The sequence below is a fragment of the Paenibacillus sp. AN1007 genome (assembly GCF_040702995.1).
Lineage (GTDB): Bacteria > Bacillota > Bacilli > Paenibacillales > Paenibacillaceae > Paenibacillus.
Window position 1 is genome coordinate 5,137,972 of the sequence record NZ_CP159992.1, and the last position, 14,529, is coordinate 5,152,500.

The 14,529-nt window shown below is 47.9% G+C and carries 11 protein-coding genes and 2 rRNA genes (1 of these 13 only partly in view); 2 read left to right on the plus strand and 11 right to left on the minus strand.

Going from position 1 to position 14,529, the window contains the following annotated elements:
- Nucleotides 1-137: 137 nt before the first annotated feature.
- Together ABXS70_RS23015 and ABXS70_RS23020 are read right to left on the minus strand one after the other, a co-directional pair.
- The gene (locus tag ABXS70_RS23015; protein ID WP_342554078.1) at nt 138-488 is read right to left on the minus strand and encodes an SdpI family protein; all 351 of its coding nucleotides are present in this window, start codon (nt 486-488) and stop codon (nt 138-140) included.
- Nucleotides 489-609: 121 nt separating this feature from the next.
- Nucleotides 610-2,895 (minus strand): heavy metal translocating P-type ATPase, encoded by a 2,286-nt coding sequence (locus ABXS70_RS23020; RefSeq protein ID WP_342554077.1) that lies wholly within the window; start codon nt 2,893-2,895, stop codon nt 610-612.
- A 327-nt stretch (nt 2,896-3,222) separates the two neighbouring features.
- On the opposite strand from ABXS70_RS23020, the gene ABXS70_RS23025 reads away from it, so the two are divergent.
- Complete coding sequence (locus tag ABXS70_RS23025) at nt 3,223-3,594, plus strand: metalloregulator ArsR/SmtB family transcription factor (protein ID WP_342554076.1); 372 nt, start codon at nt 3,223-3,225, stop codon at nt 3,592-3,594.
- Between the two features lie 150 nt (nt 3,595-3,744).
- Here ABXS70_RS23025 and ABXS70_RS23030 read toward each other — a convergent pair whose 3' ends face one another.
- The 7 genes from ABXS70_RS23030 to ABXS70_RS23060 all read right to left on the minus strand — a co-directional run bounded on the left by ABXS70_RS23030 (nt 3,745) and on the right by ABXS70_RS23060 (nt 10,651).
- A complete protein-coding gene (locus tag ABXS70_RS23030; protein WP_366291129.1) occupies nt 3,745-4,920 on the minus strand; it encodes an AI-2E family transporter in 1,176 nt (391 codons plus the stop codon).
- A 324-nt stretch (nt 4,921-5,244) separates the two neighbouring features.
- Nucleotides 5,245-6,279: an LLM class flavin-dependent oxidoreductase gene (locus ABXS70_RS23035; RefSeq protein ID WP_366291132.1), complete on the minus strand. Its 1,035-nt coding sequence runs from the start codon at nt 6,277-6,279 to the stop codon at nt 5,245-5,247.
- Nucleotides 6,280-6,467: 188 nt separating this feature from the next.
- A complete protein-coding gene (locus ABXS70_RS23040; protein ID WP_123066816.1) occupies nt 6,468-6,779 on the minus strand; it encodes a helix-turn-helix transcriptional regulator in 312 nt (103 codons plus the stop codon).
- Between the two features lie 136 nt (nt 6,780-6,915).
- Nucleotides 6,916-7,593, minus strand: coding sequence for an NAD(P)H-dependent oxidoreductase (locus tag ABXS70_RS23045; RefSeq protein WP_342554073.1), 678 nt, complete (start codon nt 7,591-7,593; stop codon nt 6,916-6,918).
- A gap of 246 nt (nt 7,594-7,839) precedes the next feature.
- A complete protein-coding gene (locus ABXS70_RS23050; protein ID WP_366291136.1) occupies nt 7,840-9,183 on the minus strand; it encodes a hypothetical protein in 1,344 nt (447 codons plus the stop codon).
- On the minus strand, nt 9,180-9,758 hold the full coding sequence (locus ABXS70_RS23055) for an RNA polymerase sigma factor (protein ID WP_342554071.1): 579 nt from the start codon (nt 9,756-9,758) through the stop codon (nt 9,180-9,182). The genes ABXS70_RS23050 and ABXS70_RS23055 overlap by 4 nt, the downstream gene beginning before the upstream one ends.
- Before the next feature lie 158 nt (nt 9,759-9,916).
- Complete coding sequence (locus ABXS70_RS23060; protein ID WP_366291140.1) at nt 9,917-10,651, minus strand: class I SAM-dependent methyltransferase; 735 nt, start codon at nt 10,649-10,651, stop codon at nt 9,917-9,919.
- A gap of 170 nt (nt 10,652-10,821) precedes the next feature.
- Between ABXS70_RS23060 and ABXS70_RS23065 the strand changes: the two genes are divergently transcribed.
- Nucleotides 10,822-12,177, plus strand: a complete 1,356-nt coding sequence (locus ABXS70_RS23065; protein WP_366291143.1) for an MATE family efflux transporter — start codon at nt 10,822-10,824, stop codon at nt 12,175-12,177.
- A 210-nt stretch (nt 12,178-12,387) separates the two neighbouring features.
- On the opposite strand, the gene rrf is transcribed toward ABXS70_RS23065, so the two are convergent.
- Together rrf and ABXS70_RS23075 are read right to left on the minus strand one after the other, a co-directional pair.
- Nucleotides 12,388-12,504: ribosomal RNA gene (rrf, locus tag ABXS70_RS23070) — 5S ribosomal RNA — on the minus strand.
- 150 nt (nt 12,505-12,654) lie between these two features.
- Nucleotides 12,655-14,529, minus strand: a 23S ribosomal RNA gene (locus ABXS70_RS23075); it runs 1,068 nt beyond the window's last position.

Below are 14,529 nucleotides of genomic sequence, written 5' to 3' on the forward strand. Positions count from 1 at the left end.
ACCGATACCATTCTGCTCCATGTTCCCATACATCGGCAGCTTTTCATCAGGCTCTCTATTTTTTCTTGCGCTCCCTGTGCTTCCTGCGCATGCTTCTCACTTTCACCGCTAGGACTACCTGGTTTGCCTGACCTTCTTTACTGCTTGTCCTGCTCCTGCTGCGCTCGCTGCATTTGTTTCAAACGTCCTTCTACCCGGGTAAACAGCCTGATCGTATAAAAACCCACTGCAATCAGACTTAATACCAACGCGCGCACATCCGTAAGCCAGAAACCGATGACACCAAAAACCGTTATAATAAACCCGAACTGCATCATCAATGCCGAACTGTACCGCTGCGCTTCCTCCCACAAGGTGGAATTGCTCATTGCCCGTGGTGTCCGATAACCGTATATTCCGTTAATTTGTTTTGGCGGCTTCTTATACACCATCAATCCCAAAATGAAATAACATACTCCGCATATAATGCCCAATAATGCTCCTGCCAAAATGCTCGCACTCCTTCTCTTCTCGTTAGCTTTCAGACCGATATCATTCATACAAATATCCATAAAAATAGTAAAACAGCTCTACGTATATACGCAGAGCCGTGCTGTACGTTTCATCAATCTAAACGTCCTTGATCCGAAGCACCCGCATCGCATTCAACACCGCGAGCACCGTAACGCCCACATCGGAGAAGACAGCTTCCCACATGGTGGCGATCCCGAATACACCGAGCAGCAGGAAGACGGCTTTGACACCCAGCGCAAATCCGATATTCTGCCAGACGATCCGGCGTGTACGCTTGGCGATCTGAATTGCACTGGCAATTCTGGACGGTTCATCCGTCATGATGACTACGTCCGCTGCTTCAATTGCCGCGTCTGATCCAAGTCCGCCCATCGCAACTCCGACATCGGCCCGTGCCAATACGGGTGTATCATTAATGCCGTCCCCAACAAAGATCATTTTTTCCTTCGGAAATTTGGCTGCTTCCAGCTGCTCCAGCCGTTCGACTTTGTCCTGCGGCAGCAGTTCCGCATACACCTCATCTACGCCAAGCTGACGTGCTACTGCTTCGCCTACCGCTTTGGCATCACCTGTCAGCATCACTGTTTTGCGGATGCCCAGCTGTTTGAGTTCCTGAATGGCAGATGCTGCGTCCTCCTTCACTTCATCGGCAATGATCAGGTGACCGATATATTGTCCGGCTTCCGCAACATGCACGACCGTTCCGACGGTTTGCGGCTTTGTATACATGACGCCTGCCTGCTCCATCAGCTTCGCGTTGCCAGCAAGCACTTCCTGACCATTCACATTCACTTTAATCCCGTGACCTGCTGCCTCGTCATATCCATCCACACCTTGAGACGGAATATCTTTCCCCCAGGCTGCACGAATAGATTCAGCAATCGGATGATTGGAGTTCGCCTCAGCAATCGCTGCCAGCCTCATCAATTCTTCTTCCGTACGTCCGCCTTCGGGTTGAACAGATGTGACCTTGAAAACACCTTTGGTTAGTGTGCCCGTTTTGTCGAACACCACCACTTTAACATCATTTAAAGCTTCCAGGTAATTACTGCCTTTAACCAGAATGCCGTTCCGTGAAGCTGCGCCAATACCACCGAAGAAACCAAGCGGAATCGACACGACGAGTGCACAAGGACATGAGATAACTAGAAAGACGAGTGCACGATAGATCCAGTCGGCAAATGCTGCACCGCTAAAAAGAAGCGGAGGAACAAAGGCAATCAGAGCAGCGAGAATGACCACAATCGGTGTATAATACCGGGCAAATTTGCTGATGAAATGTTCTGTTTTTGCCTTCCGGCTGCTGGCATTCTGCACCAGGTCGAGAATTTTGGATACCGTTGATTCACCAAACGTTTTGGTAACCTCAATCGTTAACATGCCGTTTTTGTTCACGAAACCGCTGAGCACATCACTTCCAGGTTCCAGCTGTCTCGGCACGGACTCCCCTGTCAGCGCTGATGTGTCCACCATAGATCGGCCTGCCTTCACAATCCCGTCCAGCGGGACTCGTTCACCCGCTTTAACCATGATACGGTCGCCTATGCGGACCTCTTCTGGTGATACACGCCGAGTCTCGTCACCCGTACCCGTAAGAATATTCGCATAATCCGGGCGAATATCCATCAGGGACTGGATCGACTTGCGTGAGCGGTTAACCGCCATGCCCTGGAACAGCTCTCCGAGCTGATAGAACAGCATGACCGCAACTCCTTCGGGGTACTCCCCGATGGCAAAAGCACCGAGTGTAGCAACCGTCATCAGGAAGTATTCATCAAATACCTGTCCGCGAATGATGTTTTTGACCGCCTGAAGCACGATATCTCCACCTGCGATAAGATATGCCGCCACATAAAGGGCAAGCTGCGCCCAATCACCCAGTGGTGCCCAGACGGCTGCAGCAAGCAGCACAGAGCCAGCAGCCAGTCTGGCAAGCAGCACCTTCGTCTGCCCCGCACCATGTTCATGGGAATGGCCGGCATGAGCGTGACCGCTCTCCTCATGACTGTGCGCGTGGCTGTGGTTATGACCATGATCGTGTCCATGTTCATGAGTGTGTTCGTGACTATGTTCTTGAGCTTGGCTCTGATCATTGTGCCGATGTATGCCCGTGCTGTTCGTCACGGCTTCTTGTGCACCGCCCTTATCCGAGATACGGATATGCGGTTCCAGGCGGAGCACCTTACGTTTGGCTTCTTCCACCACCTGCTCATCCATATCGGATGTGGTGTACATAGATAACGTCTTGGTCACAAAATTAACGGAGCATTCATTAATGCCTTTAATTTTGCTCACACCATTTTCAATTTTCAGTGCACAGTTTGCACAATCCAGTCCATCCAGCAGCAGTTCCCTTTTCACCTGTTCCTGTCCGGTTCCCATGTGAATTCTCCCCTTTGCAGTCCGTCAAAAGTTGAACTAAAAGTGCTTATCCTTCCGAAAAGCTTTCAGCTCCGCTTTATCATTTTTTTCGTCTTCTCCACTTTGTGTGACAAATAATTTAACTCTTTAATATAAAGTTTATGTTTGATACAATACATGAGCAATCATTCATATATTCAATTAACCCTATTATATGCACCCCCAAACGGGAGTGTCAACATGAGTTGTTGATTTTGGATACAGAATATGCTAATAGTAATCATTTCGCTTTAGGCGTTTTTTGGATATAATAGAGCTATCAGTTGTTAAACATAGGCGGTGATAGGAATGGAACAACCGGTTAAAGCTCCACATGATTGCGATGATGCCTGCTCAGGTACGGAAGCCGATGTGCAAACCATTCGCACCTCACTCATAGATCGGGATACTTCTTCCGAGATGGCGGATTGGTTCAAAGCATTTAGTGATCCAACACGTCTACGTATTATTGATGCACTGTTACAGAAAGAATTATGTGTGCACGATCTGACCGTGCTGCTGGATATGGGCCAGTCAGCCATCTCCCATCAGCTGCGGTCACTCCGCAACATGAGGATTGTGAAGCGGCGTAAGGAAGGCAAGACGGTGTACTATTCCCTGGATGATGCTCACATTGAGCAAATTTTCCTGCAAACGCTCCAGCATATCAAACACGGCTAGGCATCATGCCTGCTGGTTTAAACCAACAGAACCCCCGCTTCTTGGCGTTATGCCAATGGGCGGGGGTTCTTGTTGTGTAAGGGAACTGTTTTAAGCAGCATGCTTATCTTGCTTTCTGATCTTGCTTCCCAACCTTACTCACCTTATTCACTACAATAATTTGTTTTTGTTTGGATCATACAGACCCGACTTGTCCTTGAACAGATTGAAAATATGAGACACGATCACTTTGAGTACTGCGTACCCCGGAACTGCCAGCAGGATACCCACCACCCCGAACAAATTGCCTGAAGTCAGAATGACAAAGATGATCGTAATTGGATGAATTTTAAGCGTTTTGCCCATGATCTGTGGGGAGATGAACTTGCCTTCGATCAGCTGTACAATCGTCCATACCGCAATCATCTTCAGCAGCATCACGGGCGAAGTTACCAGAGCCACGATCAGTGCAGGCGTGATGGCAATCGCAGGTCCCAGATACGGAACCACACTTGTAAAGGAAGCGATAATCGCAAGAATCAAAGCATAATCCAGACCGATGATCATATACCCGATGTAGAGCAGCACACCGATACAGAAGCTGACGATAATCTGTCCACGGATGAATGAGCTGATCTGGTGGTTGATATCATGCAGGACATGCATTGCACCGGTACGGCTTTTGATTGGTAGAAAAGACAAGATTTTCTCCGGCAGTTTCTTGCCGTCTTTGAGCAGATAGAACAGGATGAACGGAACGGTTACAATGGATAACACCGTCTCGGTAAACGCACCGAGGAATCCGCCAAGCTTCGTCCACGTGGAGTTGAGAATCTCGGTTGCTTTCTGGGAGATCGTGCCCCACCAGTCCTGCCAGTTCATGTTGATGGTCTCCTGTACCTGACTGAACAGCTGACTGCCTGTCAATTCCTCGAATTGATCCCTTACGGTTTCACTATAGGTAGGAAAATTGGCGATGAGTCCCATGATCTGGTTACGCAGCACAGGAATAACAGCCAGCACCACAACGGTCAGCACCCCGCCAATGGCGAGATAGAGAATGAGAATGCCCCAGCCTCGCTTGATTTTCCATCGTTCCATCACGTCCACAAGTGGATTGAGCAGGTAATAAAGTATGCCAGACAGAATGATTGGTAGTACAATCGTTTTGATCAACACCGCCAGCGGGTGGAATACAAACGATACTTTGGTCAGAACCATTATGTTCAGTCCAACCAGCAGTAGAATTAATAGAAACAGTACAAATTTATTATTCAGAAAAAAACGTTTGAATCGATCCGGCCAAACACGGGTTTGGTTCTCGGACTGCTGCTCAGGCTGCTCCATAGGCTTGTCGTCCTCTCTTATGTATCTCACTTCCGTATTTATCGGTTACGATGGGTAATACAGTAAGCTGCATCCCGCCTTTTCTGCCTGACGGGTACAATTCACTTGTACAAGCCAACATATGTACGATACTTCAGATTTATACGTATGGGCCGTTTGCCCGTTTCAAATTCGGCAAGTAAACTCATTTTACCCCAAAACGACTCCACTGCCCCACAACATTCTATTGAAAATTTTCCCACGCAAAAAACGGCCCGCCTCCCTCGGAGACGAACCGTTGATCTGCAATCCGATGCTGCTCACATGCGGCTCCAGGCCAATCTATTATATGTTTCCCGCCAACTGCGCGATCAACTCGTATGAGTGCAGGCGTGCTGGATGGTCATAAATCATCGACGTAATGATCAGTTCATCCGCCTGTGTCTGGCGGATAAAGGATTCAAGCTGTCCGCGCACCTTCTCCGGCGAACCGTTTACCGCTGCTTTCAGCGTCTGGGCTACAGCAGCTTGTTCACGATCCGTCCACTTGCCGTCCATCACTGCTGGCGGCTGCACAAGTCCGGTTGTACCGCGGATAATGTTCAGGAACTGCTGCTGCATCGTTGTTCCAAGCCATGCGGCTTCTTCATCGGTATCAGCTACCACGGCGTTAACACCCACGATTACATATGGCTCCTTTAAGTTCTCGGACGGCTGGAAGCTGCTGCGGTAGGTATCCAGAGCAATCCGCGTATAGTCTGGCGAGAAATGGCTGGCAAAAGCAAACGGCAATCCCAGCTGGCCCGCCAGACGTGCACTGAAATCACTGGAACCCAGCAGATAAAGCGGGATGTTCAGTCCTTCGCCGGGTACAGCCCGCACTGGTGCATGATAAGACGTTGCCGAGGCATCAAAGTAAGCCCGCAGTTCGGCAAGCAGCTCAGGAAAATCTTCTCCGCTGTTCAGATCTTTGCGCAGTGCCAGTGATGTACGGCGGTCACTACCAGGTGCACGTCCCAATCCTAAGTCAATCCGACCTGGATACAACGATTCAAGCGTGCCAAACTGCTCCGCAATCACAAGCGGGGCATGGTTAGGCAGCATAATGCCGCCCGAACCGACACGAATTGTTTTCGTCCCGCCTGCAAGATGACCGATCACGACTGAAGTTGCAGATGAGGCAATGCCCGGCATGTTGTGATGTTCGGCAACCCAGTAGCGATGATATCCCCAGCGCTCGGCATGCTGCGCCAGCTCCAGACTGTTGCGAAGTGCATCTGCGGGTGTTGATCCTACAACTACTGGGGCAAGATCAAGCACGGAAAGTTTGACGTCGGTAATATGTTCTTTATGTTGATGTTCTTTATGTTCGATATTCATTAACGTTCATACTCCTCTGTAATTATATTTTTGTATATCCAGATATATAGATATATATGAACAAAAGTGTCGCTTCCCGGATATACCATGTGCTCCAAAGATCATTTCTCTTAACCTGGCCGTTCACATCCGGACGGAATTTCCTGCTTGCTGCATGTCGCATCCTGACTTCCGATCCGGCATCCGGCTTATAACTCGTGCTGTACGTACTCGGCAAATGCCTGTATCGTCTCTTCGTTGCGGCGATAGTACGTCCATTGTCCTCTACGCTCCGACAGCAGCAGCCCTGCCTTAAGCATCGTCAACAAATAGCTTGAGATTACGGACTGAGCCAGTCCTGCCTTTAGTTGAATTGTGCCTACACAGATCCCACTCTTTCCGCCATCCGGATGCTGGGACAGCTCAAGCGGTGAGAAATGCTGCTCCGGGTTTTTTAGCCACAGCAGAATCTGTCTGCGTGTCTCATTGGATAATGCTTTGAAAATGAGTATAGGTTCCATGGGTCGATTATACCCCCTTTTTACCCTTTTGCCAAACGCCAGAAATAAACAAACCGACTCAGGAAAGAGTCGGCCTCTCATTTTTCATCCGTTTGATCTGGGTCGAGGTTCGCCAATCTATAAAGAAATCACCCAATTATTTGATCCAATGTGTAATTTGCTCAACAGACTGGCGAGATTTCTCACGAGGCGGCTCTGCTGCACGGTAACCAAAGGCTGCCATAACGGACACATCCCATGCACCGTCTTCAAGCAGTCCTGCCTCTTCCAGAATACGATGTACCTCTGCATAGTTGTAACCCTCAATCGGGCATGAATCGATGCCAATCTGAGCCGCTGCAGTCATCATATTGCCGAGTGCAATGTACGTCTGTTTAGACGCCCAGTCAAATAACGTTTTTGCATTTTCAAGCAGACCTTGATTGTTCTGGAATTTGCCATAAGCTTCACTTGTCAGCTTGAATACGTCGTCCGGCATACCCTGAATCTCTTTCAGCATATACTCTGCATGTGGAGAATTATAGCTTGCATCCGTACGAGCCAAGATCACGATAAAGTGACTGGCTGTAGCCAGCTGCCGCTGCGCACCGGAAGATACCTCGGACAGACGCTGACGGAACTCCGGGTTTTGTACAATCAGAAACTTCCATGGCTCAAATCCGATGGAGCTTGGGGATAAGCGGCCCGTTTCAAGTATGAACGAGAAGTCTTCTTCACTAATTTTGCGTGACGCATCAAACAGCTTGGTGGCATGCCGAAATTGAAATGCCTGCAGAATTTCTTCTTTTTTCTTCGTTTGCACTGTAACGTCCATATTAATCCACGTCCTTTTCTCTATATGTTTTACATAAATCCAGTATTATTTCTCTGTTTATATGATGATTGAAGGCTTAGGTATCAGTTTAGACGTTATGTTCCGAATTGAAAAGTACGTACCTGATTGTTTCTTAGTTCCTAAAAGTAAGTTATATGACTTGTTACATTTTAGCATTAACCTGTAATTCCGTGCACTTCAGCTTATTCATGAATTACTTTATAACATTTGAGCACCAAAATCACTTTACTCTTCCCCTCTCGTTACCATGGTGATGCGTCCATCTTCTTTATATTCGACCTTAAACATGTCGCGGGCAGACTCCAATTCAAAAGTTACAATGCCCAATGCATCGGCTTTCCGATGAAGCTTGTAAGCATCCAAATCAATGTTAAATATGCTCTTAATGATTGGCCCTGCTTTTTCTCTAAGTACAGCTTCATCTATATTGTATAATTTCTCTTGATAAGCCTCCATTTCTTTTGGGTCATCGATTACTGGCTCATAATTATTAGCGTCTCGGACGGTGTACCCCAGGCCTCCTTTTCCTTCGGTCATTTGAACAAAGTAATTATGGGCAAATCGAAAAAAGAAAATCTCTCCTCCCAGCTTAATATCCTTGGTTAGATGTATGCTCTCCAAATTTAAATCCGTTTTCCCTGATAAAGCAGCCACCGATTTCCGAGCATCTTCCAAAGCGGTCTGAGATACCTCATCTGAAGTAATTTCCCCTGATAACGATACGACCTTATCCTGCTCCCATTCAATATACCCAAAACTGTTGTCGTTCTTTAATGCAAGTGTAGTACGTGTTTTCGGCACAGTCTCTCCTTGCTCCATGCTTACCTTCCGCCAAACGAGTACTGGTTTAAGCGAAGGAGCACTGCGAATGCTCTCCAAAAGTGACGGGATCTGGCGCAGGTACCGATGCTCCAACTGATCTGGCTGCATCTCGGCTTTCATCTGAACTTCACGAAGATCACCCGTTTTGGCATCAAGCCAAATTTGGGCATAATCTTCTTCTTTCTCCTGACCGGCTTCAATGTATATTCTGCCAGACACGGATAGATGCTGCACTTTGGTAATGCGCAGCTGTTTGCCCAGATCGTCTCTCATCGTGATCGCAACATTCTTTTTCATCTGATTCGTAAGGATATCCACATTCAGATGATCGGCAAATAACAAAGCGGAAGCCGGATTGATCTGTGCAACCAACGGTTTGGCGAGCCGCCCGTCGTCCCAGCTCCACATAAACATCCCGCCTGCTATAACCAATGCACTCAACCCTGCAGCGAGAATGCCGATACGTCTTTTTCTAAGACGTTGATGTCTTGATGTAACTTTCGCTGTATCTTTAACTGCATATGTGACTGTACCTCCATCTCCGCTGAACGTATCGGAGCGTGAGCCAGAGCGTTTCAATGCGGGTTCTGAAGGGCTCATTTCGCGCATTTCCTGTCCCTTGCTGCCTGCCGTCTTCATCCATTCTACCTGCTGCAGCACCTTACTCTTATGCTGTTCGGTAAAAGGCGACACTGCAAACGGCCCTTTACGAATTTCTTTTTCCCACTGCTCATCCTCATGCTTCATTGCCTTCTCTCCTCCCACTGGCTTCGTACCTTATTCTTAGCCCGGGATAACCGCGATTTCACAGTTCCTTGGCTGATTCGTAACATGTCTGCGATCTCCACCGTTGTAAGTTCATACCTCAGATGCAGTAAAAGAATCTCCCGAAACTTCTTCGGCAGCGCCAGAACGATATCCCAGATTTCGTGCATATGTGCTCTTCCCATTACTACCATCTCGGCAGATGGATGAAAAGATCGCTCCGACCTCATCTCATTTGACCCTGAGCGGTCCTGATCTGACACCAAAGGTAATGCCTCTCCCCATAAACTGCTTCGAAAAAATCTCGATTTTCGGTATGTAAACGTTGTGTTTCTTGTAATCGTCAACAGCCATGTTTTGATTGTGCAATCTCCTCGGAAATGAGCAATTCCCGTATATGCCCGAACAAAAACCTCCTGTGACAAATCATCCGCCTGCTCCGCATTTCTAGTTAAAAAATAAGCATAATTCCACACATCATTACCGTAATCATCCATTAGGCTGGCAAGTGTGTCATTGTCGATAGTCTGGGCCTCTGCCAGAAACGAATAGTCCAATTGATGTTCACCTCACTTAATAGGACTTATCCCGATGTCATTTGGTTCCCTAATTCGCACAGTATTTCTTATATTTTAGCAAAATAAAAAATCAGCATGTTCATGTGCTGAACAAGCCGATTCTCCAACCCTTGCATGATGTATATATAGTCTATTACTTATCCTTTGATTGCGGCCATCATCAGAAACATCGGTCTTCGATTCTCATCTGACATACCTGGAACCTGCTCTATCATCTCCAGCGAGGGTCTCGATTCTGCCATCTGCTCAATAACGAATCCTGCACGAATTAATTCATTCAGATATGCTGCCATTGTCCGGTGGTATTTGACGACGTCATGGTTCAAAAAGTTGGCAATTCGCTGTCCCTCCTCGTGGTAATGATCCACAGGCCAGTGCAGTTTCTCGCCTTGCGCGCCATAATGCCAGTCCTGCTCTGCACGAGCAGTGAAAATCGGATGTTCAACAGATAAGACGAACGTTCCGCCCGAGACCAGACAATGATGAATTTTACGATACACATCATGTAAATGCTCAATGTAATGCAGCGCAAGGGAACTAACTACGACATCAAACTGGTTTTGTTCAAAATGGATATCTTCTACAGCCATCTGCCGATACTCAATCTGTGGATCAGTCGTCAGTTCGCGTGCACGCTGCAGCATTTTTTCCGATAGATCAATACCGATGACTGAATTCGCTTGTTGTTCGCGTGCATATCGGCAATGCCAACCAAAACCGCATCCCAAATCAAGCACTCGTTTATCCTTGAGATCAGGTAATAAGGTCTGCAGCTCATGCCATTCACCAGCTGCATCCAGCCCTTTAACGGAACGTTCCATCTTGCTGTAATTCTGAAAGAACGCATCTTCATCATACTTGTTTTGCTTCATTTGATTCTTCCCCCCCTGACTAGCCCTTTCTCATACTCTATCAAATAAACAATGTGAATTTCAGAAAAGTTGCCATTTGAATTGTTCTCATGTTATTATACAGAACGAACGTTCAGTATAAAATATGGCTTTAAACTTTTAAACTTTTAAACTTACTACCGGAGGTCATTATGAGTACGAATTGGACGCATCCGCTTGAGAGGCAAACCGTAGGTAGAGCTTTTATCAGCTATCTGGTGCCTTCTGTCCTGGGGATGCTGGTCATCGCGTTTAACTTTATTATCGACGGCATTATGGTCGGGCACAAACTTGGGTCAACCGCTATGGCAGGGATCGGTATTGCTTCTCCTGTCTACACCCTATTCGTAGCCATGTCTCTGTGGATCGGCATGGGCGGAGCTGAGTTATATTCTAATCATATGGGCAGAAAAGAAAACAAAAGGGCCAAAGAAGTGTTCACCAAATCCATTATTCTCATTCTGTTGATTACAATGGCTATCGGGTACACTGCCTATATGTTCAAAGACAAGCTCGTGTACGCGCTTGGAGCGAACGCCGATACGTTTTCTTCTGCATCCGACTATATGAATGTCATGTTACTGTTCGGGTTTGTCTTTACGATTGAAAATGCATTATCCGTGTTTGTTCGCAACGATGGGAATCCAAACACCTCGATGTATGCTCAGATTACCTTTGCTGTGGCCAATATTGTAATCAACTATATTACGTTATATGTGCTGGAGTGGGGAGTAAGTGGGGTTGCACTTGGCACGATTGTATCAGCGGCACTGGCGCTGCTTGTGCTGTTCAGTCACTTTTTCAAAAAAACAAACAATCTTACGTTTACAAGGTTCACATGGAGCTCCAAGCTGCTCGGCATGATTGCCCTTATTGGTTTTCCCAGCTTCTTGGCCGAACTTGGCATGTCTGTCTTTTCGGTATCACACAATATCTCCATGGAGAGAATTGGAGGTACCAATGGTGTCGCTTCGTTTACGGTTCTAAATTACATCCATGGGGTTGTCTTGTTAGCTTTCCTTGGTCTTGCTTCGGCTGCGCAGCCTCTGATCAGTTATTATCATGGGGCACAGCGAATGGAGCGAATCCAGGAAACGATGCGCATTGCCGTTAAAACAGCCTTCATTAGCGGTGTAGTTTTACTTCTCGTTGTTCAAGTCGGGGCGCCTTATTTTGTACAAATCTTTGGTAACTTCAGCAGCACTGTTACCGATAGCGCTGTCTATGGCTTGCGGATCTTCACCATTGCCTATGTTTTCATGGGAGTAAACTTTGTGATGAGTACGTATTTTCAATCCATTGGTAATGCCAAAATGGCTATCTGGATCACAGCCGCACGCGAGATGATTATCATGATTGCTTTACTTATCATCCTACCATCATTCATGGGCGGTACTGGAGTATGGCTGTCCGTACCTTTATCTGAGATGTTCGTTCTTATAACCATAGCAATCTATAATCGAAAGCGGTCCCGAATGGAGGAGAACAGCCTCTTACAAACACACTAATTATTATAGGATTTGAAAAAAACCAGCATTACTTATTTGCCGAACATCATGACTCAAAACCCTGCACCTAACCCCTGAGAGAATCTTAATAGATTCATTAGGGGGTTAGGCGGTTTGTAAAGATTCATGGTTGTACGTATCCGTAATTGTACATATCAATGAGCAGCACAAAAAAACACACCTGATATGATCAAGTGTGTTTTTGATTCTGCTTGGCGGCGTCCTACTCTCCCAGGACCCTGCGGTCCAAGTACCATCGGCGCTAGAGGGCTTAACGGTCGTGTTCGGGATGGGTACGTGTGGAACCCCTCCGCCATCGCCACCAAACGCGATTGGATCGAAGTTGTACTTCTTTCCATTCAGATGAAACTGAAAACCAACCACACCTTAAGGGATGTACCGATTTTCATGTCATTCAGAGTGTTGTTCTCTGAAAACTAGATTCGAAACGAAACTTACGCGACTCAAAACCTGCTATTGGATAAGCCCTCGACCGATTAGTACTGGTCAGCTCCATGCATTGCTGCACTTCCACCCCCAGCCTATCTACCTCGTCGTCTTCAAGGGGTCTTACATACTGGGAAATCTCATCTTGAGGGGGGCTTCACGCTTAGATGCTTTCAGCGCTTATCCCGTCCGTACATAGCTACCCAGCGGTGCTCCTGGCGGAACAACTGGTACACCAGCGGTACGTCCATCCCGGTCCTCTCGTACTAAGGACAGCTCCTCTCAAATTTCCTACGCCCACGACAGATAGGGACCGAACTGTCTCACGACGTTCTGAACCCAGCTCGCGTACCGCTTTAATGGGCGAACAGCCCAACCCTTGGGACCTACTTCAGCCCCAGGATGCGATGAGCCGACATCGAGGTGCCAAACCTCCCCGTCGATGTGGACTCTTGGGGGAGATAAGCCTGTTATCCCCAGGGTAGCTTTTATCCGTTGAGCGATGGCCCTTCCATGCGGTACCACCGGATCACTAAGCCCGACTTTCGTCCCTGCTCGACTTGTAGGTCTCGCAGTCAAGCTCCCTTATGCCTTTGCACTCTTCGAATGATTTCCAACCATTCTGAGGGAACCTTTGGGCGCCTCCGTTACTCTTTAGGAGGCGACCGCCCCAGTCAAACTGCCCACCTGACACTGTCCCCGTACCCGCTAAGGGCACCAGGTTAGAACCTAGATACGATCAGGGTGGTATCCCAACGGTGCCTCCACACAAGCTGGCGCTCATGCTTCAAAGGCTCCCACCTATCCTGTACAGATCGTACCCAAATTCAATATCAAGCTGCAGTAAAGCTCCATGGGGTCTTTCCGTCTTGTCGCGGGTAACCTGCATCTTCACAGGTATTAAAATTTCACCGGATCTCTCGTTGAGACAGCGCCCAAGTCGTTACGCCATTCGTGCGGGTCAGAATTTACCTGACAAGGAATTTCGCTACCTTAGGACCGTTATAGTTACGGCCGCCGTTTACTGGGGCTTCGGTTCACAGCTTCGGATTGCTCCTAACCACTCCCCTTAACCTTCCAGCACCGGGCAGGCGTCAGCCCGTATACTTCGCCTTACGGCTTCGCACAGACCTGTGTTTTTGCTAAACAGTCGCTTGGGCCTTTTCACTGCGGCCCCCTCGTGCTATTCACACTACCGGGGCACCCCTTCTCCCGAAGTTACGGGGTCATTTTGCCGAGTTCCTTAACGAGAGTTCTTCCGCGCGCCTTAGAATTCTCTTCTCGCCTACCTGTGTCGGTTTGCGGTACGGGCACCTTCATCTGGCTAGAGGCTTTTCTTGGCAGTGTGAGATCATGACCTTCGCTACTGTAATTTTCACTCCCCATCACAGCTCAGCCTTACGATGTGCGGATTTGCCTACACATCAGCCTTACTGCTTGGACAGACATCCATCAGTCTGCGTCACTACCCTACTGCGTCCCCCCATCGCTCGTAACGATTTACGGTGGTACAGGAATTTCGACCTGTTGTCCTTCGACTACGCCTTTCGGCCTCGCCTTAGGTCCCGACTTACCCTGAGCGGACGAGCCTTCCTCAGGAACCCTTAGGCTTTCGGCGGATCAGATTCTCACTGATCTTTTCGTTACTCATACCGGCATTCTCACTTGTATAATGTCCAGCGCTCCTTACGGTACACCTTCAGCCCTTATACAACGCTCCCCTACCCCTGATGCAAGCATCAAGCCATAGCTTCGGTGGTGTGTTTAGCCCCGTTACATTTTCGGCGCAGAGTCACTCGACCAGTGAGCTATTACGCACTCTTTCAATGATGGCTGCTTCTAAGCCAACATCCTGGTTGTCTGTGCAACTCCACATCCTTTCCCACTTAACACACACTTGGGGAC

Bases quoted from the DNA above. Each gene is read 5' to 3' on its own strand.
- ABXS70_RS23020 (WP_342554077.1), bottom strand. From the start codon at position 2,895: ATGGGAACCGGACAGGAACAGGTGAAAAGGGAACTGCTGCTGGATGGA.
- ABXS70_RS23025 (WP_342554076.1), top strand. From the start codon at position 3,223: ATGGAACAACCGGTTAAAGCTCCACATGATTGCGATGATGCCTGCTCA.
- ABXS70_RS23030 (WP_366291129.1), bottom strand. From the start codon at position 4,920: ATGGAGCAGCCTGAGCAGCAGTCCGAGAACCAAACCCGTGTTTGGCCG.
- ABXS70_RS23035 (WP_366291132.1), bottom strand. From the start codon at position 6,279: ATGAATATCGAACATAAAGAACATCAACATAAAGAACATATTACCGAC.
- ABXS70_RS23040 (WP_123066816.1), bottom strand. From the start codon at position 6,779: ATGGAACCTATACTCATTTTCAAAGCATTATCCAATGAGACACGCAGA.
- ABXS70_RS23045 (WP_342554073.1), bottom strand. From the start codon at position 7,593: ATGGACGTTACAGTGCAAACGAAGAAAAAAGAAGAAATTCTGCAGGCA.
- ABXS70_RS23050 (WP_366291136.1), bottom strand. From the start codon at position 9,183: ATGAAGCATGAGGATGAGCAGTGGGAAAAAGAAATTCGTAAAGGGCCG.
- ABXS70_RS23060 (WP_366291140.1), bottom strand. From the start codon at position 10,651: ATGAAGCAAAACAAGTATGATGAAGATGCGTTCTTTCAGAATTACAGC.
- ABXS70_RS23065 (WP_366291143.1), top strand. From the start codon at position 10,822: ATGAGTACGAATTGGACGCATCCGCTTGAGAGGCAAACCGTAGGTAGA.